Source organism: Lachnospiraceae bacterium oral taxon 500 (assembly GCA_002999035.1).
Lineage (GTDB): Bacteria > Bacillota > Clostridia > Lachnospirales > Vallitaleaceae > W11650.
In genome coordinates, this window is the sequence record CP027241.1 from 291128 (window position 1) to 315505 (window position 24378).

Annotated in this window: 20 protein-coding genes; 4 read left to right on the forward strand and 16 right to left on the reverse strand. The window is 47.1% G+C overall.

Annotation, left to right across the window (positions count from 1 at the left end; all coding sequences use genetic code 11):
• The first annotated feature begins 119 nt into the window (after positions 1–119).
• The gene (locus C3V36_01440) at positions 120–2435 is read left to right on the forward strand and encodes a hypothetical protein (protein AVM68043.1); all 2316 of its coding nucleotides are present in this window, start codon (positions 120–122) and stop codon (positions 2433–2435) included.
• Here the strand turns inward: C3V36_01440 and C3V36_01445 are convergent.
• Both C3V36_01445 and C3V36_01450 read right to left on the reverse strand, forming a co-directional pair.
• Positions 2384–3034 (reverse strand): DNA-binding response regulator, encoded by a 651-nt coding sequence (locus C3V36_01445; GenBank protein ID AVM68044.1) that lies wholly within the window; start codon positions 3032–3034, stop codon positions 2384–2386. The genes C3V36_01440 and C3V36_01445 overlap by 52 nt on opposite strands.
• An 18-nt stretch (positions 3035–3052) precedes the next feature.
• Positions 3053–4189: a hypothetical protein gene (locus C3V36_01450; protein AVM68045.1), complete on the reverse strand. Its 1137-nt coding sequence runs from the start codon at positions 4187–4189 to the stop codon at positions 3053–3055.
• Between the two features lie 123 nt (positions 4190–4312).
• Between C3V36_01450 and C3V36_01455 the strand changes: the two genes are divergently transcribed.
• Complete coding sequence (locus tag C3V36_01455) at positions 4313–5371, forward strand: hypothetical protein (protein ID AVM68046.1); 1059 nt, start codon at positions 4313–4315, stop codon at positions 5369–5371.
• 78 nt (positions 5372–5449) lie between these two features.
• On the opposite strand, the gene trmB is transcribed toward C3V36_01455, so the two are convergent.
• The 4 genes from trmB to C3V36_01475 all read right to left on the reverse strand — a co-directional run bounded on the left by trmB (position 5450) and on the right by C3V36_01475 (position 12634).
• Complete coding sequence (gene trmB, locus C3V36_01460; GenBank protein ID AVM68047.1) at positions 5450–6121, reverse strand: tRNA (guanosine(46)-N7)-methyltransferase TrmB; 672 nt, start codon at positions 6119–6121, stop codon at positions 5450–5452.
• A 491-nt stretch (positions 6122–6612) separates the two neighbouring features.
• Complete coding sequence (locus C3V36_01465) at positions 6613–11634, reverse strand: hypothetical protein (protein ID AVM68048.1); 5022 nt, start codon at positions 11632–11634, stop codon at positions 6613–6615.
• 459 nt (positions 11635–12093) lie between these two features.
• Positions 12094–12378 carry a hypothetical protein gene (locus C3V36_01470; GenBank protein ID AVM68049.1) on the reverse strand — a complete coding sequence of 95 codons (285 nt, stop codon included), beginning with the start codon at positions 12376–12378 and terminating at the stop codon, positions 12094–12096.
• The gene (locus C3V36_01475) at positions 12359–12634 is read right to left on the reverse strand and encodes a hypothetical protein (GenBank protein AVM68050.1); all 276 of its coding nucleotides are present in this window, start codon (positions 12632–12634) and stop codon (positions 12359–12361) included. The genes C3V36_01470 and C3V36_01475 overlap by 20 nt, the downstream gene beginning before the upstream one ends.
• Before the next feature lie 436 nt (positions 12635–13070).
• On the opposite strand from C3V36_01475, the gene C3V36_01480 reads away from it, so the two are divergent.
• On the forward strand, positions 13071–15461 hold the full coding sequence (locus C3V36_01480) for an endonuclease MutS2 (protein ID AVM68051.1): 2391 nt from the start codon (positions 13071–13073) through the stop codon (positions 15459–15461).
• A 160-nt stretch (positions 15462–15621) separates the two neighbouring features.
• Here the strand turns inward: C3V36_01480 and C3V36_01485 are convergent, their stop codons facing one another.
• Positions 15622–16320, reverse strand: coding sequence for a GDSL family lipase (locus C3V36_01485; protein AVM68052.1), 699 nt, complete (start codon positions 16318–16320; stop codon positions 15622–15624).
• 233 nt (positions 16321–16553) lie between these two features.
• On the opposite strand from C3V36_01485, the gene C3V36_01490 reads away from it, so the two are divergent.
• Entirely contained in the window at positions 16554–16883 is a 330-nt protein-coding gene (locus tag C3V36_01490; protein ID AVM68053.1) for a prevent-host-death protein, read from the forward strand.
• A gap of 104 nt (positions 16884–16987) precedes the next feature.
• Here C3V36_01490 and C3V36_01495 read toward each other — a convergent pair whose 3' ends face one another.
• The 9 genes from C3V36_01495 to C3V36_01535 all read right to left on the reverse strand — a co-directional run bounded on the left by C3V36_01495 (position 16988) and on the right by C3V36_01535 (position 24145).
• Positions 16988–18367 carry an MATE family efflux transporter gene (locus tag C3V36_01495; protein ID AVM68054.1) on the reverse strand — a complete coding sequence of 460 codons (1380 nt, stop codon included), beginning with the start codon at positions 18365–18367 and terminating at the stop codon, positions 16988–16990.
• On the reverse strand, positions 18346–18768 hold the full coding sequence (locus tag C3V36_01500; GenBank protein AVM70394.1) for a DNA mismatch repair protein MutT: 423 nt from the start codon (positions 18766–18768) through the stop codon (positions 18346–18348). The genes C3V36_01495 and C3V36_01500 overlap by 22 nt, the downstream gene beginning before the upstream one ends.
• Positions 18769–19057: 289 nt before the next feature.
• Complete coding sequence (locus C3V36_01505; GenBank protein AVM70395.1) at positions 19058–19549, reverse strand: tRNA (uridine(34)/cytosine(34)/5-carboxymethylaminomethyluridine(34)-2'-O)-methyltransferase TrmL; 492 nt, start codon at positions 19547–19549, stop codon at positions 19058–19060.
• 99 nt (positions 19550–19648) lie between these two features.
• Entirely contained in the window at positions 19649–20827 is a 1179-nt protein-coding gene (locus C3V36_01510; protein ID AVM68055.1) for an aromatic amino acid aminotransferase, read from the reverse strand.
• Positions 20827–21348 carry an AsnC family transcriptional regulator gene (locus tag C3V36_01515; GenBank protein AVM68056.1) on the reverse strand — a complete coding sequence of 174 codons (522 nt, stop codon included), beginning with the start codon at positions 21346–21348 and terminating at the stop codon, positions 20827–20829. Before C3V36_01515 ends, C3V36_01510 begins: the two co-directional genes overlap by 1 nt.
• 238 nt (positions 21349–21586) lie before the next feature.
• Complete coding sequence (locus C3V36_01520; protein AVM68057.1) at positions 21587–22594, reverse strand: hydrogenase maturation factor; 1008 nt, start codon at positions 22592–22594, stop codon at positions 21587–21589.
• The gene (locus C3V36_01525; GenBank protein ID AVM68058.1) at positions 22595–23161 is read right to left on the reverse strand and encodes a hypothetical protein; all 567 of its coding nucleotides are present in this window, start codon (positions 23159–23161) and stop codon (positions 22595–22597) included. It lies immediately after the preceding gene.
• Between the two features lie 28 nt (positions 23162–23189).
• Complete coding sequence (locus C3V36_01530; protein AVM68059.1) at positions 23190–23789, reverse strand: recombination protein RecR; 600 nt, start codon at positions 23787–23789, stop codon at positions 23190–23192.
• Complete coding sequence (locus C3V36_01535) at positions 23789–24145, reverse strand: YbaB/EbfC family nucleoid-associated protein (GenBank protein ID AVM68060.1); 357 nt, start codon at positions 24143–24145, stop codon at positions 23789–23791. The genes C3V36_01530 and C3V36_01535 overlap by 1 nt, the downstream gene beginning before the upstream one ends.
• Between the last annotated feature and the right edge of the window lie 233 nt (positions 24146–24378).

Genomic DNA, 24378 nt, shown 5'->3' on the forward strand with positions numbered 1-24378 from the left:
TTTATTTTAAATATATCTTACCGCCTTGTTGCTTTGATTATATCCGCTTTGCCAATAGCAGACAAGTGCGGCTTGTCATGTTTGGAGATGACATTTGTCATTTTTAAGGAGTTTATACTATGCCGGTGCCTCTGCAAGTATCAAAGTTTAAGTTCTATATCATTATTTACAGTCTTTCTTTTATTATATCTTTAATCGGAAGTATTTCAGAGATTCCTTTGCTGCTTGATATCGGATCGCTTGTTTGCTCATGTGTTTTAGGAATCGTTTCGCTGGCCATATTAAGAAGCGCTGTTTCGTTTCATCGTTTTTTATTTTGGATTGTCAGCTTTATTTGGTGTGATTTTTTTTCCAGTTTTTCGATCCTGTTTATCCGCGGCAATTATTTTGTTCTGCCGGGCTGGTTTAATACACTAATTCATCTTATTGCTTTTTTGCCGGGAATTTTTCTTCTGATTGCCAGTCTGGAAATTATATATTTAATCCGGGAACGTCTGGATATAAAGCTGTTCTTGATTAATGTATTTGGGTTTTTTGCTTTTTTATGCACTTTTTTTTACGGGATCATCACTTATTTACTGCCCTTTGGCATTTTGGTTTTGGACGATCTTTTTGATTTGATAAATATTATATCCTTCATCCTGATTGCTTCCATTCTCGTTTCCCTCCCCCAAAAACAGCTGCATACAAGTCTTGTTTTCACTCTGTTCGGCATTGTTTTATACGATATTCTCGACAGCGCTCATATTCTTTTGCCGCTTTGGGGGGTTGCTGAAAATCATCAATTTTTAATGTTCTGGTGGATGATTTACTTTATCCCGCCGCTAATCTTAACGATTGCGCTTTTTACTTTAGTAAAACATTCCGGTTATCTGACCACTTATTCCGTGCAGAAAACAGATAATAATTCATTTACTTTTTCTTTCCGCCGAATTCGTATTCAGTATGTTTTGTTTTTGCTCTCTCTGATCACTTTCTGGTTCGGTTTGATCGGGCTTTCCATTTTCATGCTGACAACTTTAATTTTGCTGCTGCATCTTTTAATTGCCAATTTTTATCAGATTTCCACCCAGAACTGGCAATATATTCAAAAACAGAAAACTCTGCATGATGAACTGAAACAAGAAGTCACCCAGCGAAATATTGAGCTTTTAAAACAAAATATCAAGCTGCAGGAAGTAGTCAACCGGGATTTTCTGACCAACGCTTACAACCGCCGCTATCTGCAGGAACTGCTTTCTATTTTAAATGAGGACGCGCAGTTATTTGCAATTGATATTTTGCAGTTCAACAATATCAATCAGGTTTTCGGCGACAGCGTCGGCGACAGCGTTTTGATTCATTTATATAAAACATTACAGCAGGCTTTTCCGACTCAGCTTATTTTCCGGGTTGACTCGAATGAATACGTCATTCTCTTTCGCGGAGCGATTTATAACACCAACGAAATCAGCCGAAAGATTTTCGATGCAGTCAGCATCCCCTTTGTGTCTGAGTTCTACAAAATTTCACTGGATGTCGGTGTCGGTGTATCTACCTATTCGGTGTCAGATCCGGATGATAAACCTGATAATCTTTTAACAAAAGCAAACTTTGCCTTAGATGAAGTAAAATCCTCAGTCATTCAGCCTCGCATTTTGGTCTATGATCAAAAACTGGCCGACAAAAAATACCGCTATGGCCTGATTCAATCGCTCCTTGATTCCATCAACTATGATGATGAATTCCGGCTGTTTTTCCAGCCGCAGTACACCTCAGACGGAAATGTTTTGATTGGTATGGAGGCTTTGCTGCGCTGGACAAATCCGAAGCTGGGCATGGTTTCACCGGCCGAGTTCATTCCGATTGCCGAAGAAAGCTCAACCATTATCAAGATTGTTGAATGGACGCTGAAAAAAGCCTGCCTGCAGGTAAAGGAGTGGAACTCCAAATATAACCGGCAGTTAAAAGTCGGTATTAATCTTTCGCCTAAATATATTGAAAAGCCTGATTTTTATGAGGGTTTGCAAAAACTGGTGCTGGCTCAGGGCTTAAATGTCAGTTGGCTGGATTTGGAAATTACCGAAACCAGCGTTATGCACCTGGATGTGTCCGTTATCGACTTGTTTAAAAAATTATCCGGTTTCGGTATCAGTACCAGTATTGATGATTTTGGTACCGGCTATTCTTCGCTTAGCTATATTAAAAATCTGAAAATTTCAACATTAAAAATAGCGAAAGAACTGGTAGACAGTCTTTCGCAGGATTCCAGCGATGCATTAATTGTCAACGCCATCATTAAAATGGCACAGGGCTTGAATATCAAGACGATTGCCGAAGGTGTGGAAACCAAGGAGCAAGTGGCAACCCTGTATCACCTCGGCTGCGATTATATTCAAGGCTACTATTTCGGCAAACCGCTGCCGGCCGAGGAGTTTGTTAAAATGCATTTATAATAGAAAATAGCCAGCTGCGTGCGGTCGCGCAGTTCTAGCTTCCCCAGCAGTTCGGAAATATAATTGCGCACCGTCCCCTCGCTTAAAAAAAGCTGTCCGGCAATTTCTTTGTTATTTAAGCCGTCGGCTACAGCTTTGATAATTTCGCTCTCCCTCTCTGACAGTTCCGGCGCTGCCGTCTTTTTCGGCTCCGCCGGGCTGTCAGCTTTTATTTTGGAAATAATTTCCTCGTCAAAAACCATACTGCCGGCGTATGCCGCCTGCAGTGCCGGAATAATGTGGGAAATATTCTGCTTTAAAATATAGCCCTTACAGCCAATCCGCAGCGCCCTGAAAATATATTCCTGATCCTCAAATGTTGTCAGCAGCAGCAGCTTGGCCTCTGGAAACTCCGCTAACAGCCGGCCGGCCGCTTCAATTCCATCGACTTTTTTCATCCGGATATCCGTCAGCACCAGATCCGGCTTGGTCTGGCGGTACAACTCCAGCAGCTCCTCGCCGTCACCGCCTTCGCCGACCACTTCAATCTTATTATATTCCATAATACTACGCAAAGAACTTAATACCAGCCTGTCATCATCTATTAATAAAACCCTCATATATCCTCCTGTATGTCTTTAAACCCGCTCCGGCGGCAAAACAATATGAATATAAAATCCATTCTTATAATAGTAATTCATTTTCCCGCCGTATTTCTGCACGATTTCTTCCATCCCCGTCAGTCCCATGCCGAGTGTCATCTGATCCGGCTCCTGCCCGCCGTCATCATACAGCAGCAGAATTTGATTGCCGCCCTGCTCCTTTAAAAACACGGTAAAGCTGCCGGCATCGGAATGCTTCATCGTATTGGTCAGTGCCTCCCGAATAATGCTGAAAATGTCCTTTTTCTTATCAAAGGAAAGATTGCTTTGAATCTGATTTTCGACATGAACCGTCATCTCCGCCGGTGCCGCCGCCGCCAGTTCATCCAAACTCCGTTCCAGCGAAAAAACGGTATCGTACATACCGCGGAGCTGGCCGCGGATATCGGTCATCCCGTTAGCCAAAGTGTCCTGCAAAAGCTGTAATCTCTCCTTTTTGGCCGGCTCGGCTTCCGTCAGCTTCAGCGCCTCAATCTGCAAAATGCTGCTGCTGATCGTGTGACCCAGAGCATCATGGAGTTGCCGGGCAATCCTGTTTCTTTCCTCAAGCCTTGCAATTTCCCGGCTTTTACTCTCATTTTCCAGAAGCCTCGCATTATATTTTTCCAGTGAAATCATATCTTCCTTAAGTTGATCGGATAAGGCCAGATTCTGGCGGGTAAAGGCCCGGAACTGACCGGAACGGTAACTTAGATAAACCGCCAGTCCGGCCGGCAAAAGTCCCATCCAATTCCCTGTCAGCGGCCAAAGAATCCCCAGAGCCAGAGCCGGCAGCCCCAAGCCGGAAAACGCCGCATACAGCACCATCGGCAGAAAAAAGATAAATGGTTCCGCAGCCGCCGTCAACAGCGCAAAGCCAAGACAAAGCAAAGCCTGCCGCCATTTTGTCCAGCCGCTCATATTGGCCAGTTCCAGAGCCAAGGCAAAACTAAGCCCGACCAGTCCGTAAACTGTCAGGCTTTCCACCGGCCGATGGCTGACATAGCTTGCTCCGCAAAAAATAAGCACTATAAAAATTTCAAATAATCTTCTCATCCGTTCTCCTTCGGTTCGTCCCCTAGACGGCATATCATTCAAGCAAACATCCATAGCTGCATTCCTGATGTGCAGCATTTCGACAACTTGCCGAACCGTAACAGGATATATCAGGCAAACTTAAGTAATCCGCCGAAAATCCTTTACTTTTGTGAAATTTCTGATATAATTAGGGCCATTCAATTCAGTAAAGGAGTTATTATGTTTAGTGCCAAAAAATCTAATATTTATCATTTTTTATCTATTTTATTTATTATTTTCGGCAGCATCGTCTTTGGTATTGTACAAGGTCTGGGCGTTGATTTTCCGCCCATCGTTCCCTTGGTTTTTTCTCAGGTGGTTTTGGTCTTCGGACCGGTATTGATTTATTTCCTGACCCAAAGGGACTCTCTGACAAACAGCCTGTACCTGAAAAATCCGGGAATCGTTAATTTAGCTATGTCAGCTGTCTTGGTTCTGACCCTGATCCCAACCGTTTCCCTGCTTAATGTATTATCCCTGTTTTTCGTGCGGAATCAAATCGCCGATACGGTTTCGTCTTTAACTGATTCCCCATACCTCCTGGTATTACTTATTTTGGCGGTATGTCCCGGAATTTTTGAGGAGCTGTCAACCCGCTTTATTTTATTAAATAATTACCGGCATAAGCCCTATTATGTCGCCTGTATTTTCAGCGGTCTGTTTTTCGGCATGCTCCATCTCAATATCAATCAATTTATTTATGCCTTTGTACTGGGCGCAGTGTTTGCTTTTGTGGTTCAGATCACCGAGTCAATTTACACCTCCGTGCTGATGCATACCCTGCTGAATGCGACTACTTTTTCCCTTAGTTACTTCCTGTCGTCGTCCTTGGCTGAAGGTACACTGGCCGAAGCAGCCAATACCGTCCCCGACCTGAACGATGTCATCGCCCTGCTGGGCGTGAATGCCATCACCCTACCGCTGGCCATTTTTATTTTAATCTTTTTAATTAATTATAACGGCAAGCGCGGTGTTTTAAAGCAAAAACCCACGGTTTTGGAATTAACTCTCGGCCGCAAGTTACGAGCGGATGCCGATATGCCGATGGCTCCCGACTATCCCGAAACCGGCTCGGCACTGCCGGCACAGCCAATTTTTTCCGGCGCTCCGGTCGATGCTTTTTCCCAGCCTTATGAAACCGATTCTTCCTCGCCCTTTAACTGGGCTTTTTGGAGCAGCGTTATCTTGTTTTTGGCTTTAACCTTTTTAAACGAATTCGCCAGCCGCATGATGCCGTAAGTTCAGGCAAGCAGGTGTTGATGCCGGATATGGCGGCGGAGAGCTTAGTTAATGTTGAATAAGTACAACTTTTTTGTATTAGTTTAGCATTGTCATTGCTTTCACAGGCACTTTTAACCGGGCAGTCAGTTTATAAATTGGCTGCCCTTTTTCTGAGAACTTTTTCTCATACTCGGTCATCACATTTTCTATCGGCGGAACTTCCCGATGCAAATCCCAATAAACTTTTTCAATTTCCCAGTTTGAATCCTGTCCAAAGCTGTCTATGGAAAAATGAAACAAAGCCTCATTATCGGTTTTAAACTCGACTGTACTCCCCGGCTTTAACAGTCCGGCATAAAGCTTCAAAAAGCCCGGCGCCGTCAGACGCCTTTTGGCATAGCGCTCCTTCGGCCACGGGTCGGAGAAGTTCAAATAAATACCGTCCAGTGATGCCGGCCGGAAAAAGGTGTCCATTTCTCTGGCATCCTCCCATAAAAAGCCGATATTATCTGGCTTCGGCTCCAGCTTGTCGTATTTCGCCAGCGCCTTGATCAGCACGGAGGAATACTTCTCCATCCCCAGAAAAAAACTTTCCCTGTATTTGGCCGCCATACCCAAGAGAAAATCGCCTTTGCCCATACCGATTTCCAAATAAATCTTCCGGCCGCCGGCAAACTCAGCCAGCCTTACCGCTGCTTCCTGCGCCGGCCAAACCCGGCTATGTCCGGCTGCCGCCTCATCGGCACCGGCTATTTTTCGTAATCGCATTTTAGTGTCCTTTCCGATTTAATTTTCTATTTTCCTGCTTTTGCATTGGCAGTTCGTTTCCCGAAATATTTTCTGCTTTCATCCGGCGAAAACTATCCCTCCCTCTATCGTTAAATCTTTTTCCTTATTGTAGAATAAATATATCCTTTTTTTGCTTTGATTTTACCATTTTCCACCCACAAACGCAACACATTGTGAATCATTCTTGTTTTTCAGCTTGTCGTTTGTAAATCATTTTTGGCTCGGCTTCGCATCACAAGTTCAAGTATGATTGATACGGTAACAGCTTGTTTTTATGGAAGGCGTCAATCAGCAATATCCCTTTGCTTAACATCCACACTTGTAGCCCGTTGACACATCAATGAATTACAAGTGGTTTACCGGACAACAAACAGCGCTGCCGGTTTTTATCACCGGCAGCGCCTTTTGCTTTGCTTTGCTTTGTTTTACTTTATTTTATTGTATTTCGCTTTGTTTGTTCTAACCCTTATTCATTTTAATCTCAAAATTTTTACCTTTTCCGGCCGGCCGACAAAGATATGGTCTTTGACCTGCACTCCCTGCATCACCGGCGCTTCTGCCTTATACTCACCCGGCGACACCACCCGGGCATAGTAGGTATGCGTCCGATCCTCCGGTTTCCAGTCTTCGCGCCAATAACCGACATAAATGCTGACCTTTTGCTGCTCAATATCCTGCCACCACCAACGATCATAATATTCCCGGCGCAGGAAGCTGAAGTCCTTTTGGATCGGCTTAAGTCCGGACGGCACATAATCGGTAATCCGATAGCTCCCCTTCGGCGCGTCCGGGCTGATATCCCAGGTCAACTCAATCCGGACAATATCGCCTTCTTTAAACTCGGTCGTTTCCTTATCCCCTACAAAATATTTGCGCTCCAGCTGCAAATATTTGTCGGCGCTGCTCTTTAGCTGCTCGGTCTTGGGATAGGTCAAAACCACATCCACCTGGCCGCTGACCGCCTTGATCTGCAAATCGCCGAGTTTTACTGACGGCAGCCGGAAGGATACCGGATAAGCGCCTAACTTTTCGGTTTTCTCCTGTCCCAGATAAGCGTAGGTCACCTGACTGTCCGCCAGCTTCGTTTGCCCCAACGCTGCCTTGATAAAGCACAGCTTCTGCGCTCCGTTAAAGTAGTAAACAGAAGCGTTATCCACCTCAAACTGGAACATCTTGACGGCGTTTTCATCGCCCAGCTTCTGCGCTAAAAGCATGGCTATCCCGGTCAGCTGATAGCTCGTTGCCTTATTGTCCTGACGGAGCGAGGCAATCGTGTCATAAACTTCCAGCTGCGGCGTTACGTATTGCTCATAAATCTGTTTTGCCCGGTAAGTATCGCCCAGCTCGGCGTAGGCTAAGCCTACGTATAAGCGTTCTTCCATCGACAGATTTTCGATTCGGTCATACATCGCCAGCTGCTCCAAAATCGGCTGACGCAAAACCGCCAAGCCATACAGCGCCTTGGCACTGGTTTTTTCTTTCAACTTGCCTGACAGATATGCCTCCAACCGCCGGCGATTGGTCAAATCCTTTCCGCTGTCGGCCGGATCGATCAGCAGCGGCAGCATTTGGACGGTGATTTCCAAATCATCCTCGGCATAAGGCAAAATGGCAATTCCGCCGTTTTCCTTCTGGTAATCGGAAATCTTCACCTCCTCCAGCGAATTGACCTCCGTTTCCTGCCCTTGGATCTCTTTCAGCAGTTGACCGGCCAGCTTAGCCGTCAGCCTTTGGTCAATCCGTTCCCCGAAGTAATAATTCATCTCATACAGCGCCGGAATATACATTGATTTGGCCTGGTTAATGAAGCAGACCGTTGTCATCCCCTTCTCACCGGCCGGCAGCTTCATCCCTTTCTCCGCCGCTATGATTTGGCTGGTCATTTTTTCATGGTAAGTGGACAGCACCTTCAGCTTATAGCCCAAGGCATCGGCCAGGCCGCTGCCGGCTCTGGCTTCAATCCGCAGCGCCGCCTCGCCCGTCGTCTGAAAGGCCGGCAACGGCAAATTGACCCGCTCAAAGGCCTGACCGCTGACCTTAGCCACCGGTTTATCCTCAACAAAAGCCTGGTATTCAATGACCGTATCCGGCTTTAACTGGCTGCCGTAGCCGGTCACGCCCAGCGTCAGCTGGTCGCCCTGCAAATATTCGGTATTCAGCGAGGCGCTGATAAAGAAGGGCAAACTGACCTTTAAGTTCTGCGTGCCGCTCCCGGCCTGCAAATCATCGGTGATCGCCGACAGCATTACCCGCCACGAGGTAACATTATCCGGCAGCGGAAAGCTCAAGACTGCCTTGCCGTTTTCATCCAAATCAACTAAACGGAACACCGCCGTATCCAAAAAGTTTTCCCTGACCCGAACGGAACTTTCGCTTTTGGCCATATCCATTCTTGTTTCCGCCATCATCATCGGCTTTTCGGCGGTCAAGGCTACAACATCCGCATTTCGGTTCCGGTCTAAAAAGTTTTGCTGAACGCCATGCGAGCTATAGTCACTCCCCAAGCCGGAGGAAATGCTGCGGTACAGCTCCTGCAAAATGTCCTCTTCCTTGTTCGATAGGGCCAGCAGCGCCTCATCGATTGCTTTCAGGTGCACCTTGCCGCTTAAAGCGGGCTTTCCGGCTGCGTCCTTCACTTCCAGGAGGACCTTGACTTCCTCGCCCGGCCGGTAGCTTTCCTTATCGGTGGTCGCCTTGATGGTTAGCTTAGCCTGGTCGGTATCATACAGGATTTGCTCGCTGTCAGCTTCTTCCGCCGCGTAGCCGCCGAAGATAACAGCCGCCACATCCAGCCTCGGCGCTTCCTGCGCCGTATACGGCAGACTAACCTGGCCGCTGCCGACAAAGGCCTGCCGCAGTCCGCTCTGCGCTGTCAGATACAGCACCTTTTGACTGACTGCCTTGCCCTGATGCATTAACCGCAGCTGAACGGTATCGCCGATTTGATAGCCGTCCTTATCCTTAATCAACTCAAAGCCGTCGTCGGCCGGCCGGTAGCCGTACCATTCCCGGTCATTCCAAAAGTATAATTCCTGTTCAAGCCAATTGTCGCTTTGATCGGTCGTGGAAATTTCCGCGGTATAATAAACATCCTCCGCTTTGGGCAAAGTCCTTTGATACTTAAACCGGCCGGTCGCGTCGGTCGTCAGTTTCCTGGTTTCCAGCAGGGTTTTCTCTCGCGTCCATTCATAGTCTTTAATCACCACTTTATTGATGTAATCATAATGCTGACCGCTTTCGTGGCGGATCCACTGATTCCGGTAAATCTGGGCTGTCACCTGATGATTGGCTAAGGGCTGCGCCAAATAATCGTAATCATCCTTGGCCGTGCCGTTATTTAAGCGCTCCAGAGTAATAGCACGCACCTCACCGCTTAAAGTCCCCTGATCGCCGGATTTTTTGGCCGTCGCCACCAGAGAAGCATCTTTTAAAAATACCCGGAAGCTCTCCTGACCGCTGATCTCGCCCGACTCAGGTAAAGTCGCCGACGCACTGGCCTCGCAGTAAGCGACAGTGCCCCAGCTGCCGGACTGAGACGGCTGGTAAGTAAAGCGCGCCTGACCGGCCGTATCCGTCCGGCCGTTGCCATCCCGGCCGTTTTGACCGTAAACAGCATAGTGAAAAGCTAAATTGCTGACCGGCGTACCTTCAAAAAACTGGGTATTCACGGTAAAATTAATCGGTTCATGCCAAAAAACCGCTTTCTTATCCGCTTCAATCGTAATCTTATAGGCCGGCTTGACATAATTTTCAACCTGAAAATAACGGTTCTGCAAAACCATATCGCCCAGCTTGATCCGCAGCTGGTAACTCCCCTCTGCCAAATTGGGCAGAGCAATCTCGCCGCTGTAAAAGCCGTCTTTGACCGGCAGCTCCTGTCGGGCGTAAACTAAGGAATTATCATTGCCGCCATAGAAATACCAGTAGTTTTGGGTAATTTCGGCCGTGACCTTGGTAATCTCCCGACTTTGTCTAATCCTTTCTTCCCGGCTGAGCGCTTTATTGCCGTCCTTTTCATAGCGGGGCGCGGCAAAGCCGAAAATGCCGACTTTATCCGACGGCTGATATAAGTTCCGGTCTAACTGCATGACCTTCCAGTACCGGGTCGCGCCGCTGTCCCCGTTATCACCGAAACGCCGCCAGTACAGCGGCTCATAGTCCCGCGACCGGTAATACATCACGCTTTCGGTTTGTCCGCTCCGCAAAAGCAGCGCCACCGGCCCGATTGCTTTTTTCGACAAGAGCGCCAAACCGTCCTTGTCGGTCTTTACCCGCTCAATCTCTTTGGGCGTGATCACTTCGCCTTTCTCATCGGCGGTCTCAAACGAAATCACCTCAACATCAGCCAGGAGATTGCCGGTCTTGATCTGATGAAGCCAGAGCACATCCTGCGTATCGGTCTGACGGTAATAGCTACTGATATCCGTCACCTGCAAAAAGGTCTGAGCCACGTTCCTGCCCTTTTTCGCTTCCAGCAAATAATAACCGGCCGGCAGCGCCAGCGGCAGTTCCATTTGATAAGACCAGCTGTCTTCATTCCACTCCGCGATTTGGTCAAGGTCAGCCGCCTTTCTTAAGTCCTTTTTGCTGATCAAATCATCGCCGTAGCGCGTCCATATCGGCGTATTTGCCTTTTGGCTGAGAGCCTTGATATAGTCCTCTGCCTTGGCAAAACGATATACGCCCAGATTTATTTTGATCTTGTCTTCTCTCCCGTCCTTAGAAGAATAATACTGCATTTCCAGCCGCGGATGATCCGCGGAGCCGATTTCGTTTTGCCAGGTCTCGAAGTCCAAATACTCGTAGTCGTCGTGGTTGCCGAAAATGCTTTCCTTTTGGGCCGTTTCAAACTGAAAGGCCCGATCAGCTGTCAGCGCCTTGCCGGATCCGGCCAGCGGCAGACCGGCCTTGACAACTACCGTGTAAACCGTCTTGGGCTGCAGTCTTTGGCTCGGCACAAACACCGTCAGGTTCCCTCTTTGTTCAAACTTGCCCTTGACCGTCGGCGTAATTTCAATATATTTTTCCGGTTCGGCCGCGCCGGGAGCGGAAAACAAAAACTCAATCCCACTGTCCAGCGGTACGCCGGTTGCCTCGTGCGCCGGCAGCACAGCCTGCAAAGCAAACTCGGTTTCGGTCTGAAACAGCCAGGTCGCTTCCTGAAAAGCAAAAGCATAAATGCTGTTTTCCTTCAGCTTCTCCCCTAAAATAATCTTTACCCCGTCCGCCTGCTGCTCGGCTGTAAACGGCACAGCCGGCGTAATCTGAAGTCCGGTCTTGACTTCGTCGGCACTGACTTTCCTGTCTTTACCGGTCAGTACAAAACTGCTGTCAACCTTAACGCCGGTATCATCCTGCTTTTCCGGCGTCAACTGATACCCACCCCTTACTTCGGCGGCGTATACTTCCGTTCCCAATCTGAGCACCCCCACTTCTGCGCAGCCTGCCAGCATCACTACAGCCAGAAAAATTGAAAAAAATCGTTTCGCCATAAATGTTATCCTCCCTTCGCCCTTTTATCTTCTTGTTGCAGAAATATATTCTGCTAACACATGTTTGATAAAAGTTACTCTCATCTTACCGCATTCTCAAGTGCTTTCATCATTTTAACCATGGTCTGGCCTTGAGAAAATCATTCCGAAACAACCCATGACAAACACTGCGCTTTTACATTTTGCTGTTCTTATCACTCTTTATTTTACCATTTTTCGTCAAATTACACAAGAAATTTTGATTACAATTTGGTTAAAATCCCCTTTCCGACACTAAAGCAAAAAAAGAGCGGCGGTAAGCCTTATACAAAAGGCATACGCCACTTTTCACAAAATGAAAATGTTGTATGGAAATTTTACTTTCTTCACTGATTCCTGCTTGCAAATATAACAGGTGACATACTTGCCATAATAGAATTCAAAGGATATCCCTCTTTTGCAACATCCTAATCTTCTGGATCATGCATTCAGCTTCTTGTAGATATCTCCTCTTGACCCGATATCAAAAACATAGACCAGTAATTCATTCTCTACAATACGAAAGACAGCCCTATAATCACCTATTCGCAGCCTGAAAATATCATCATAGTTTTTAGAATGGAACTTTTTCACATCATAAAACTGGATATTCTCCTTGTCCTCTGCTAATTCTACGAATGCTTTGAAAAACCGGATTCCTATCGCCTTGTTTTTCTTTATGAATTCTTCAGCGGACTTTGAATATTTAACCTTGTAAAAGCTCATCTAAAGTCAATTCCTTCCCGCTTAAATTATCAAAATCGATATTCAAAGCTTCCATTTCTTCCTGTTCGTGTTTGTCCATATAGGCACAATTTGTATTGATATACTCCAACAGGCCCAAATTTTCGCTTTTAACAATCGCTTTTAAGGCGGTATCTCTTAAAAATTCAGAAAAGGACATGCCGCATTTTTTAGCATAATCATTGATAGTTTCATAAGCTGTAATAGGCAAAGTGATATTTTTTCTAACCATGTTCATAGCATCATCTCCTTATATCTCTATTATACACATTATACATACCATGTCAACTTGTGTTTTGATATCCTTGTACCGAATTATTTTGAGATTTTAATTTTGCAAATGAATACTCATAATTTTTTTAAGTGTCAAAAAGCCGGTAAGCTGTAATTTCACAATCTGCTGTTCTTATTTCTTTTTATTTTACCTCTTTCCCATTTTCCAGTAAAAATCTGCCGCTGCATTGCTTTTCCGGCTGTTTTGCGATATAATGAAGCCATTATCTGCGATTGTTTTGGACTGGCAGCAATCCTTTTATAAATTCATTCATCGAAACACTATTTAACCCCGCAAATAAATTACCGTTCAGACAAGCCGTTCCTAATTCACCGAAACACAAACCGTACATTACCTTTTCCTAAGCTTGGCTGAACTGTAACCCATATAAGGATACTCTATGAATACAAAAGCTTTAAAAATATTGGAATACGCTAAAATTATTGACCGCTTGGCCGCTCTGACCATCAGCCCGTCCGGGCGCGATATGGCGCTGGCACTGACTCCGTCAACTGATTTATCAGAAATTCAGCTTTGGCAGAAACACACCGCTGAAGCCGTTTCTCTTAGTTTAAAACAAGGCCGCCTGACCCTGCGCGGCTTTCACGAGATTCGGCCGGCGCTGAAGCGCTTGCCGATCGGTTCGATTTTGTCCATGAAAGAACTGCTTGATATCGCTGATTTCTTACTGACCGCCGGCCGGGCAATTACTTATTTTAAAGATTTGGAGGAAGAAGGGGAAAGTCTTAGTTTAGCAGAGTTTTTCCGCCAGCTTCAGCCGCTTTCTTCCCTAGAGCGGGAGATTCACCGCTGCATCGTCACCGAAGAAGAAATGGCGGACGATGCCAGCCCGAAGCTATCCGAAATCCGGCGCAGCATCAAAAGCAATCAGGCCAGCGTCAAAAGCGAATTAAATAAGCTCCTCCAATCCTCGTCAATTCAAAGTTATTTACAGGATACGCTGATTACCATCCGCAATAATCGTTATTGCCTGCCGATTCGGAGCGAGTACCGCAACGAAGTGCCCGGCATGATTCATGACCAGTCCGCCTCCGGCTCCACTCTTTATGTTGAGCCGATGGCCGTCATTAACTTAAACAATAAATTAAACCAACTCTTATCGGAAGAAGAAAGTGAAATCGAACGGATTTTATCCATGCTGTCAGCGGCAGCGGCTCTTGATTACAGCGCTTTGACCGCTAATCTGGAAGCCTTGACCCATTTGGACTTTATCTTTGCCAAGGCGGAACTGGCGCTGGCAATGGACGCCAGTGAGCCGATTTTTAATGAGGATTCGGCCATTTACCTGAAAAATGCCCGCCATCCGCTGCTGCCGGCCGAGAGTGTAGTCGCCTCCACCATTTATCTGGGTGACACTTTCAGCACTTTAGTTATCACCGGACCGAACACCGGCGGTAAAACGGTTTCATTAAAAACACTGGGGCTGCTTTCCCTGATGGGACAGGCCGGACTTCATATCCCGGCTGCCGACCATTCCAAACTGACCGTTTTGGAAAATGTTTACGCTGATATCGGCGATGAGCAAAGCATTGAGCAGTCGCTGTCCACTTTCTCCTCGCATATGGTCAATATCGTTGAAATTTTAAAAACAGCCGATTATCGGTCACTGGTTCTGTTTGATGAACTGGGCGCCGGCACAGATCCGGTCGAAGGCGCGGCGCTGGCAATGGCAATTTTGGAAAACTTGCGGGCGCGCGGTGTTTTAACAGCCGCGACCACCCATTACAGCGAACTGAAAGTCTACGCCCTGTCGACCGACGGCGTGGAAAACGCCAGCTGCGAGTTTGATGTCAATACCTTAAAACCGACCTACCGGCTTTTAATCGGTGTGCCCGGCAAAAGTAATGCCTTCGCTATTTCCAAGCGCTTGGGACTGCCGGCGGAAATCATTACTGCGGCGGAAGAGTTCATCGGCGGCCGGGAAGTCCGGTTTGAAGATTTAATCACTGATTTGGAAATGAACCGCAAGACAGCGCTCTTAGAAAAAGAGCGGGCGGAAAAACTCCATGCTGAAGTTGCGGAGCTAAATCAAGAGCTGCAAAGTCAAAAAGAAAAATTAAACGCCCAAAAGAGTGAAATTATTAAGCAGGCCCGGCAGGAAGCCTACCGAATTTTAGACGAAGCCAAGAGCGAAGCCGACCAAATCCTGCGGCAAATGAATAAGATTGCCAAAGCCGGCACACCGGTCAAAGAATTAGAAGCCGAGCGCGGTAAGCTCCGTGAGAAAATGAATGACGCTCTGGCCGCGGCCGAAGCAGCCGCTGCTCAAAACCGGCAAGCCCCGAAAATCAATCTGAAAAATTTAAAAGTCGGACAATCCTATTTGGTTACTTCTTTTCAGCAAGTCGGCACTCTGCTCAGCCTGCCGGACGCTAACCGCAAAGTCAAAGTCCAGTTAGGGATTATGACGGCCACAGTTGACGCGGCTGATTTGCGAATTGCCGCCCAAACCAAAGGTCAGACGCAAACGCCGGCCAGTCCCCGTGCCGGTTACAGCGCCCAGCATACTGCCAAAAGCCTGAGTATCAGCAAGGACATTGACCTGCGCGGTTACAATGGGCTGGACGGCATCGAAGCGCTGGATAAGTATATTGATGATGTGTTCTTATCCAGTTTAAACGAATTGAATATTATTCACGGCAAAGGCACCGGTGCACTGCGCAGTCAGATACACCAGTTTTTAAAACGTGACCCGCGGGTCAAATCCTACCGCTTAGGTGATATCAACGAAGGCGGCGCGGGCGTGACGGTGGTAACTTTGAAGAAATAAAATCCCTTCATGAGTTCATTTGTAATTTGCCGAAATGTGAAATATTTCTACTTGGATAAAAACAGCGGAACTGTTCGATTAAACAGTTCCGCTGTTTTTATCCGCTTCTAAAATTTGGTTGTATAATTTTTGCACTTTATATTTTATAAAGACTGTTTTCCTACCCGGCAGCTATATTCTTTTCTATCTCTTTCGCCAATATCTTAGCTGATTTTGAATTAAAATGAACCCCATCGACGCTTACTTTCAGTCCCCGAATTTGAGCAAACCAGTCCTTACTGAAAGGCAGCACGGTCATGATCACCGCGTCTGCCACCCGGAACAGAAAGCCATATTTCCAGTTGTAAACTCGCCTGTCCCTATCCATTTGTTCTTTTTGCAGCTGATAAATGTCAATAAACGGGGATTCATATTTTTCGGCTAATTCCTTAATCATTCCATTTCGTTTGATTAAGCGGCCTTGCGGAAAGTTCTGCAAATTAATAAACGGTAGGCCAAAAATAATCACTTTTTTATTTTCCCGGCATAAACATTTTAAAAGCCGGTCATATTCTTGATAAAATTCAGTATCTTCCTCAGTACATTTCTTAATCCAACAGCGCAGGCTCATCGGCAGAAACCAAAGCGGAGAAAGCGACCTTAAATACGGCAGCAGGATATCATTCGTGCCAATACCCAGAATATATACCGCATTATATTGAGGATTATCGAACATTTTTTTCAGCCTGCCATATACACCTCTGACGGTATCTCCGTCTCTGCCCTGGTTAACCGCCTGAATTTCTTTCCCCAAAAAAGGAATATAGGAATAGCCTACATTTCCGGAAGTCAGGCTGTCGCCCAAGCAAATAATTTTCATGGCACTATTCCCCTTTCCATAACAAAAAAGCATTCTTTTTTCGTTTTTTCTTCGATTTGATTATCTCTTTTTATTTATCAATATGTTTCCTAATTTATTTGTCGATATAAATATTGACATTTTTTCTTTCTTTTATATAATAAACTTAACGATAATAATCACTTTTTAGGTTCACTCTGTTTAATCCATTGAACTAAAATTGCTCACCAGCTCAACCGAAGGAGGTTTTTGATATGAATGAAACATCTGTTATCCATGCCATGCGTTCCATTGTGCCAATTACCAGATTTAATAAAGGAGAAGCCAGCCGGATTTTTGATGAAGTCGCCGCCAGCGGAACAAAAGTAGTAATGAAAAACAACCGGCCGGCTTGTGTCTTGATGTCCCCTGACCGGTACGAAACCTTAATCGAGGCATTAACCGATTATCTGGAGCGGGAAGAAGCCGACCGGCGAATGACTCACTACAACTCTGCCGACTCGCTTTCCCAAGAAGAAATGATGGTTTCTCTGGGAATCCGTCCGCAGGAACTTGATGACATTGATGTTGAAATTGAAGAATAAAGCTATGGCTTATAAGATTGAATATATCAAAGAAGCACAACGTGATTTAAAAAATTTAGATCCCTACACAGCCGCCGCATCAAGGGCTTGCTTTAAAATTATTATTATTTCAACTTCCGATATGCCCCGAAATAGAACCAACTCGGCAAAATCAGACCTTTGACCACGCTGGAAATCGTCATGCTCCACCACACTCCGTCTAAACCCATAAACGAAGCCAAAAGCATGGCCAGCGGAATCCGCATGCCGGTAAAAACAATGCCGACAATCGAGGGCGGCAGCGTCCGCCCCAGTCCGTTAAAACCGCCGGCCGTAATAATTTCCGCACTCATAAACATTTGACAAACACTCATAATCCGCATACAGTGAATCCCCATTTCCAGCACTTCCGGCTCATAAAAAAAGGGAGCCAGTAAAATATGCGGAAACAAAGCCAAAAGTACGGTCGAAAGCACACCAATCGCCGTTCCCTTGCTAACCGCACTGCGATAGCTGGCTTTGACCCGCTCATTTTTCTGCGCCCCATAATTTTGGCCGACATACGCCGTCAGCGCCGTTCCAAAGCCTTGCGCACTCCGCCAGGAAATGGCTTCTATCTGGGCAGTTACTTTCTGGACCGCAATTGCCGCCGCCCCCCAAACTGTAATAATCCGAGCCAGCGCCACAGAAATCAAAGTAAATAAAACTCCCTGTACCGCTGCCGGAGCACCGATCAGAAACACCCGCCGCCACCGGTTCCACCTGATTTGCAGAATCGGAATCCGGGAAAATTCATCTTTATTCCGCAGCATAAAAATTACAAAGCAGACACTGACTGTCATTTGGGCAATCACCGTTGCCAAAGCTGCCCCCTCAACTCCCATCTTCGGCAGCCCCAGCCAGCCGAAAATCAAAATCGGGTCTAAAATCATATTGACCACCAGTCCCGCCGTATTAAAATAAAAAGGAAGCTTGCTTTGCCCATGGGCATTGAATGTTCCGGTAAAAACCGGGTTTAAAAAGGCAAAAATCAGCCCAAAAACGATAATTTTTAAGTACTGGCCGGCCATTTGCACCACATCGGTCTCCCTAATCTGAAAAATATTCAGCAGCCAGCCGCTGTTCAGATAAACAAAAAAGCTGTAGAGCAGCCCCATAACAATACTCATCTGCAAAACCGCAGCGATATAGCCCCGCCGATTTTCTTCATTTTTTTGACCGATTGACCGGGCAATCAAAGCCTCGGCGCCGATTCGGGGAATCGTCACCAGCCCCATCATTAACCACGGGAAATAACCGGCCGTCCCGACCGCCGCTACTTCCTTGCTGCTCAGATTGCCAATCCAAAACATATCCGTCAGATTATAAGCCATCTCCAAAAAAGAGGTGGCCATAATCGGAATCGCCAAGCGAATCAATCCCTTGGATATATTGCCCTCTAAGATTTCCTGCCCTTGTGCTTTCATCGCTTTGTCCTTAATAACTAAACAGTTTCTGAACGCCATTCATCGGCATCCTGATCATGCCAGTAAAAAATCTCAGTTACATCTTCATTTTCAAAAACTTCCAGCATCTGCTCAAAGCTTCTGGCCATCCGGTATTGGCACAATTCCTGCCGGTTGACCCAAAAAACCTCGCCCTCCTCCGAAGACCGCAGCTCCCCGCGAAAACTGTCCGTTTTATATAAAAAAACGACATAGCGATAGTCCTTATCCCGATCGGTAAATTGCTTCAGCCCGCAAAACTGCAAATCCCAGACATCCAGCCCGGTTTCCTCTTTGACCTCCCGAATCGCAGACAACATAAATGACTCCTCCGGCTCAACATGTCCGCCCGGAAAAGTCACCCCCGGCCATTTGGGATCCTTTCGATCCTGCACCAGAACCTTATCGCCATCATAAATCATACACATATTCGTAAAAATCGCTTTTTCCATTTTCTATCCCACGCTCCTCTTTAAAATGCCGGAGCTCATCGCCCCGTTTCCGGCTAAACACCTAACCCTGACCGTTTTCCTATATTCCTGTCAAAGCTGCCAGGATTCTGTTAAATGATTGTCAGCGCACAACAAGCCCTGTCGAAGCACTGTATGCTTTTTCGCAGACGCGCGACCGTCCGGCCTAAAAAGACTGTTCTGCGAAACCGGGCAAGTTCCGTTGACAAAAATAAATCTTACTTAATTGTTCCTCTAAGCATTACCAATGCAGCCGATGAAGCTGGCCTGCCGTTTCCAAGTCCCAAAAATCATTTTGCCGCAGTGCCTCATACACCACAATCGCTACCGAATTCGACAAATTCAGTGAGCGATACCCAGCCCGCATCGGAATTCGAACACAGTTTTGCGGCGCCCGAATCAGAATCTCCTCAGGAATCCCCTTGCTTTCCTTGCCGAACATAATATAGCAGTCCCGGTCATAGCTAATATCGGTATATTTTTTCTCCGCCTTCGTCGTCGCCATGATTACCGGCGGATTATCATTTTGCCGTAAAAAATCATCGTAATTTTCATAAACCTTCAGCTCCAAATCCTTCCAGTAATCCAGCCCCGCCCGCCGGACCGCCTTTTCGGAAATATCAAAGCCCAGCGGTTTGATTAAATGCAGGCTCAACCCCGTTGCCACGCAGGTCCGGCCGATATTGCCGGTATTATCCGGAATCTCCGGCTCCAATAAAACAATGTTCATCATGTCTCCCTTAATCCTATTTTTCCGAACTCCCGCCATCCGTAACATCACCAAACGGCGGCATTTCGCTGACCGCCGTTTGATGGGAAGCTGCGCTTTCTTCTAAACCGATTTTTTCGGTTTTAAATTATATTTTTCCACAAACTTGCCGATCCGCTGCACCGCAATTTTCAGTTCATCAATGCTGTAAGCATACGAGCAGCGGATAAAACCCTCGCCGCTGTCACCGAATGCATTGCCGGGAACAACTGCCACCTTTTGCTCCTCCAATAATTTCAGGGCAAATTCCTCACTGGTCAGTCCCGTTTCCTGAATCGACGGAAAAACATAAAAAGCTCCCTCCGGCTCAAAGCAGGCCAATCCCATTTCCCGGAAAGACTGCACCAAAAAGCGCCGCCTCTGATTATAGGCCTCCTTCATTTTCTCAATATCCGCATCGCCGTTGCGAGCCGCTTCCACCCCGGCATACTGGCTGACGGTCGGCGAACACATAATGGCGTATTGGTGGATTTTCTTGGCTACCGCCGTAATTCCTGCTGGCGCTAAGGTATAACCCAGCCGCCAGCCGGTCATGGCATAAGCCTTGGAAAAGCCGTTAATCACAATTGTCCGCTCTTTCATGCCCGGCAGCGCCGCAATTGAAAAGTGCTTGCCCGCATAGGTCAGCTCGGCGTAAATCTCATCGGAAATGACATACAGGTCATGCTCTTTGATCACCTCTGCGACTTCTTCCAATTCTTTGCGGGTCATAATCGCACCAGTCGGGTTATTGGGAAAGGACAAAATAATCCCTTTGGTTTTAGGCGTAATCTTCTCCCGAATCTCGGCCGCTGTGATTTTAAAATTATTTTCCTCTTTGGTGGCAATCGGCACCGGAACAGCTCCGGTCATCGCCGTACAAGGCTGATAGCAAACAAACGACGGCTCGACTACCAAAAACTCATCGCCGGGATTCAGCAGCGTCCGCAGCATGATATCCAGCCCCTCACTGCCGCCGACCGTAACCAGACATTCGCTTTCCGGGTCATACTCCAAGCCAAAGCGACGTTTTTGATAATTACAGATTTCCTCACGCAGTTCAGCCAGCCCGGCATTAGCCGTATAAAAGGTATATCCGCTCTCTAAGGCGGCAATGCCCTCCTCACGGATATGCCACGGCGTTTCAAAGTCCGGTTCGCCCACACCCAGACTGATGGCATCTTTCATTTGCAGAACAATATCAAAAAACTTTCGGATACCCGATGGTTTCATATGCAGTGCAGTTTGATTTAATTCTTTCATTATAGTGTTACCGCCATTCTGCCGCCTTTTTGATCCGGCTCAAGTACCGTTCCGTAGTCCTTGTAGCGCTTTAAAATCAGATGTGTGGCCGTCGCCGTCACCGAATCAAGTGGTGCCAAACGTTTCGCTACAAACATCGCCACTTCTTTCATGGTTGTACCCTCAACAATCACCGTAAAATCATAGCCGCCCGACATCAAATACACCGAGCGCACTTCATCAAAGCGGTAAATCCGCTCGGCAATCTTATCAAAGCCCTTGCCCCGCTGCGGCGTAACGCTGACCTGAATTAAGGCCGTCACCCGCTCGCTGGAGGTTTTTTCCCAGTCAATCAGGGTATGATAACCGCAAATCACCTTTTTCTTTTCCATTTCCGTCAGCTGTGCGGCAATATCATCCTCATTTTCCGCCAGCATTTCCGCCAAATCCTTGACGCTCCGTCTGGCGTCATTTTCCAAAATATTGAGCAGCTCAATCTGCTTATCAAACTTCTTTTTTCTGGTAGTTTTCTTTGCTTCCATTTAAAGCCTCCCTAATTTTAACTTTCATCTGCGACATAACTCAATTTTTTCCGCCCTTGTTTCCCATCCAGCCAAACAGCCTAGGAATAAACACAAATAAGACATTTCACGAGCAAATAAATAAAAAAGAGTATTCCAGTTTTGCAGAACACGGGAAAGTTGAGTAAGTCCTATAAAAATATTTTTATCGTTTCCGCATCCGGTTCATCTCTATGAAATTCCATAAAATAAGATAAACTTACAGCACCTTATAAATTTCATCGGCCGCCGGCGGTAAAATGGCTTGCCGGATACCGGCATAGCAGGCCACTCTCTCTTTGGACGGCAAAAGCCGGCCGATTACCTTAGCCGGAATCTCGGCGGCTGTCAGCGCTTCTACTAAATCCCCGCCGTTTTCGGCAATCATCAGCATCGCCCCACTGCTGATGAGTTTATACGGATTGATATCAAAAAATTCACTAATTTCAATCGTTTCCCGAAGAATCGGCACGGCCGTCAAATCGGCCTCAAGCCCCATATCGGCTTTAGCCGCCAATTCCCATAGCGCACCCAGCACGCCGCCCTCAGTGATATCATGCATCGCTTTTAACCCGGCCGCATCACAGTTCATCGCTGTTTGGGACTCCGGCAACACCGATAAAAACCGATCCAGTGTCTGCGCCCGCCGGATAAAGTCAGTGCCAAAACGACCGCTTAGCTCAGCTGCCTTCGCTTTGGCCAAAATCGCTGTGCCCTCTAAGCCGGCGTACTTAGTCATCACAATACTGTCGCCCGCCTGCATGGTCTTATGCAGCAGGGCTTTCTCTTTTCTGATCTTGCCTACCCCGGCAATCGACACCACCGCCCGGCTAACCGCGTCCGTTACCTCGGTATGTCCGCCCAAAATCGCCAAATCCTGCGCCGCCGCCGTCTGCCGCAGCTCCATAAAAATTTGCTCCAGCCGGCTCTCTGGATAATTCGGCGGCAAAAGAATCGTTGCCATCAGCCCGATCGGTGCAGCTCCCGCCGCCGCCAAATCGTTAAGCGTCACATGAACGGCCAAATAGCCGATATTTTCCTCCGTCGCCGTAATCGGATCCGTCGATAAAATCAGGATTTCTCCGGCCGCCAACTCGACCGCCGCGCAATCCTCGCCCAGTCCGGGGCCTTGCAGCACTTCCGGCCGCTCCGCCGCCGGCGCGGAAAAGACCCAGCGGCTTAATAATTTTTCCGGCACTTTACCAATTGTTAAATAATTATCTTCCATTTATTTTTTCACCAAAATCGTATCCCAAACAATCAGCGCCATTTCTCCCCGGGTAATAATCTTATCCATCGGCGTATTCCCGCCGGCCGGAACAATGCCCAGTTCCTTTGCCTTAGCGATATAATTTTCCGGCCAGTTCAGCTCCGGGTTTAAATTGTCCTTTTGCCCCAAGGCATTGACCATAATCGTCAGCACCTCAGCATAGCTGATTTTATTCTCCGGCGCAAAGCTCCCGTCGGAATAACCTTGAATAATGCCGATTTGATAGGCTTTTTGAATATAATTCCAGCCCCAGTGCCGGCTGGAAAGATCGGAAAAAGCCTTCGTTTCCGGATTAACTACCGGGCTTTCCGTTAAAATCCGAACCATAATCGTCGCCACCTCGGCTCTGGTGATATTATTTTCCAGGTGCAAAGAACCATCGCCGCTGCCTTTTAAGACCCCTAATGTCCGCAGCTGATTGCCGGCATAAACCTGCGCCGTCGGTGTTGCCGCCGAAATCTGCCCCCCTGTCCAAAAAATCAACAGCACTATCGCAATACTGCAAATCAAAGCTCTTTTCTTCAAATCTTCAACCTTCTTTCTTGAAATTCCCTTATATTTCCGTTCGGCCTTCCAGCGCTCTGGCTAAGGTCATTTCATCAACATATTCCAAATCGCCGCCCACCGGCACACCGTTGGCAATCCGCGTGACCCGGACACCCAAAGGCTTTAGTAATTTACTCAAGTAAATCGCCGTTGCTTCGCCCTCGACCGTCGAGCCGGTCGCTAAAATAACTTCTTCCACATTTTGACTGCCTAAGCGAGTGAGCAGTTCCTTCGTCCGCAAATCCGCCGGCCCAATGCCCAGCATCGGCGAAATCACGCCGCCCAGCACATGGTACAGCCCCTGATAACGGCCGGTTTTTTCATAGGCGACCAGATCCTTTGTTTCCTCCACCACCATGATGGTTGTTCGCTCTCTTTTACCGGATGCGCAAATCGGACAAATCTCCTCGTCGGTAATCGTAAAACATTCCCGGCAATAGGCGGTATTTTTTTTTGCCTCGACAATCGCCTGCGCAAACTCCTCGGCCTGCTCGTCCGTCATGGCAATTACATAAAAAGCCAGCCGCCGGGCACTTTTATAGCCTATGCCCGGCAGTCTTGTAAATTGTTCGATCAAGCGGGAAAAATATTTCCCATAGTAATCCATTAGAATAAGCCTCCCAATCCGCCCGGCAGGTTCAGTCCGCCGGTCAGTTTAGACATTTCCTCGTTCATCTCGGTTTCGGCTTTGCGGACGGCTTCATTGACCGCCGCCACAATCAAATCCTGTAACATTTCAATATCTTCCGGGTCAACCGCCGACGGAGATAATTCAATGGCTTTTAATTCTTTTTTGCCGTTGACCGTGGCTTTGACCGCTCCGCCGCCGACTGCCGCTTCAAACTCCTTGTTTTCAATCTCCTCCTGCATGGTTTCCATCTGCTTCTGCATTCTTTGCACTTGCTTCATTAAGTTTGCCTGATTTCCCGGCATCGCTCCCGGAAAGCCGCCTCTTTTTGCCATAATGTTCTCCTTTTTATCCTTTTCGTTTATTCCTAAAGTCGAGTAATAGTATAACACAAATTCATAAATTGTAAAATTAAATTCTAATCACGTTTCTTACCGGTTTTTCTCCTGGCCAAAATACCGCCCGCTTCTACTTATGTATGCAGCCGGCATTGTCTTCTTTTCAGCCGGTGACATCACCATTGCCTAACATCCCCGTGCACCGGCGATTTCTCTTCCCTTGGTTCGGT

Coding starts and splice junctions, on each gene's coding strand:
- C3V36_01440 (AVM68043.1), top strand. CDS start 120: ATGCCGGTGCCTCTGCAAGTATCAAAGTTTAAGTTCTATATCATTATT.
- C3V36_01445 (AVM68044.1), bottom strand. CDS start 3,034: ATGAGGGTTTTATTAATAGATGATGACAGGCTGGTATTAAGTTCTTTG.
- C3V36_01450 (AVM68045.1), bottom strand. CDS start 4,189: ATGCTGCACATCAGGAATGCAGCTATGGATGTTTGCTTGAATGATATG.
- C3V36_01455 (AVM68046.1), top strand. CDS start 4,313: ATGTTTAGTGCCAAAAAATCTAATATTTATCATTTTTTATCTATTTTA.
- trmB (AVM68047.1), bottom strand. CDS start 6,121: ATGCGATTACGAAAAATAGCCGGTGCCGATGAGGCGGCAGCCGGACAT.
- C3V36_01465 (AVM68048.1), bottom strand. CDS start 11,634: ATGGCGAAACGATTTTTTTCAATTTTTCTGGCTGTAGTGATGCTGGCA.
- C3V36_01470 (AVM68049.1), bottom strand. CDS start 12,378: ATGAGCTTTTACAAGGTTAAATATTCAAAGTCCGCTGAAGAATTCATA.
- C3V36_01475 (AVM68050.1), bottom strand. CDS start 12,634: ATGAACATGGTTAGAAAAAATATCACTTTGCCTATTACAGCTTATGAA.
- C3V36_01480 (AVM68051.1), top strand. CDS start 13,071: ATGAATACAAAAGCTTTAAAAATATTGGAATACGCTAAAATTATTGAC.
- C3V36_01485 (AVM68052.1), bottom strand. CDS start 16,320: ATGAAAATTATTTGCTTGGGCGACAGCCTGACTTCCGGAAATGTAGGC.
- C3V36_01490 (AVM68053.1), top strand. CDS start 16,554: ATGAATGAAACATCTGTTATCCATGCCATGCGTTCCATTGTGCCAATT.
- C3V36_01495 (AVM68054.1), bottom strand. CDS start 18,367: ATGGCGTTCAGAAACTGTTTAGTTATTAAGGACAAAGCGATGAAAGCA.
- C3V36_01500 (AVM70394.1), bottom strand. CDS start 18,768: ATGATTTATGATGGCGATAAGGTTCTGGTGCAGGATCGAAAGGATCCC.
- C3V36_01505 (AVM70395.1), bottom strand. CDS start 19,549: ATGATGAACATTGTTTTATTGGAGCCGGAGATTCCGGATAATACCGGC.
- C3V36_01510 (AVM68055.1), bottom strand. CDS start 20,827: ATGAAAGAATTAAATCAAACTGCACTGCATATGAAACCATCGGGTATC.
- C3V36_01515 (AVM68056.1), bottom strand. CDS start 21,348: ATGGAAGCAAAGAAAACTACCAGAAAAAAGAAGTTTGATAAGCAGATT.
- C3V36_01520 (AVM68057.1), bottom strand. CDS start 22,594: ATGGAAGATAATTATTTAACAATTGGTAAAGTGCCGGAAAAATTATTA.
- C3V36_01530 (AVM68059.1), bottom strand. CDS start 23,789: ATGGATTACTATGGGAAATATTTTTCCCGCTTGATCGAACAATTTACA.
- C3V36_01535 (AVM68060.1), bottom strand. CDS start 24,145: ATGGCAAAAAGAGGCGGCTTTCCGGGAGCGATGCCGGGAAATCAGGCA.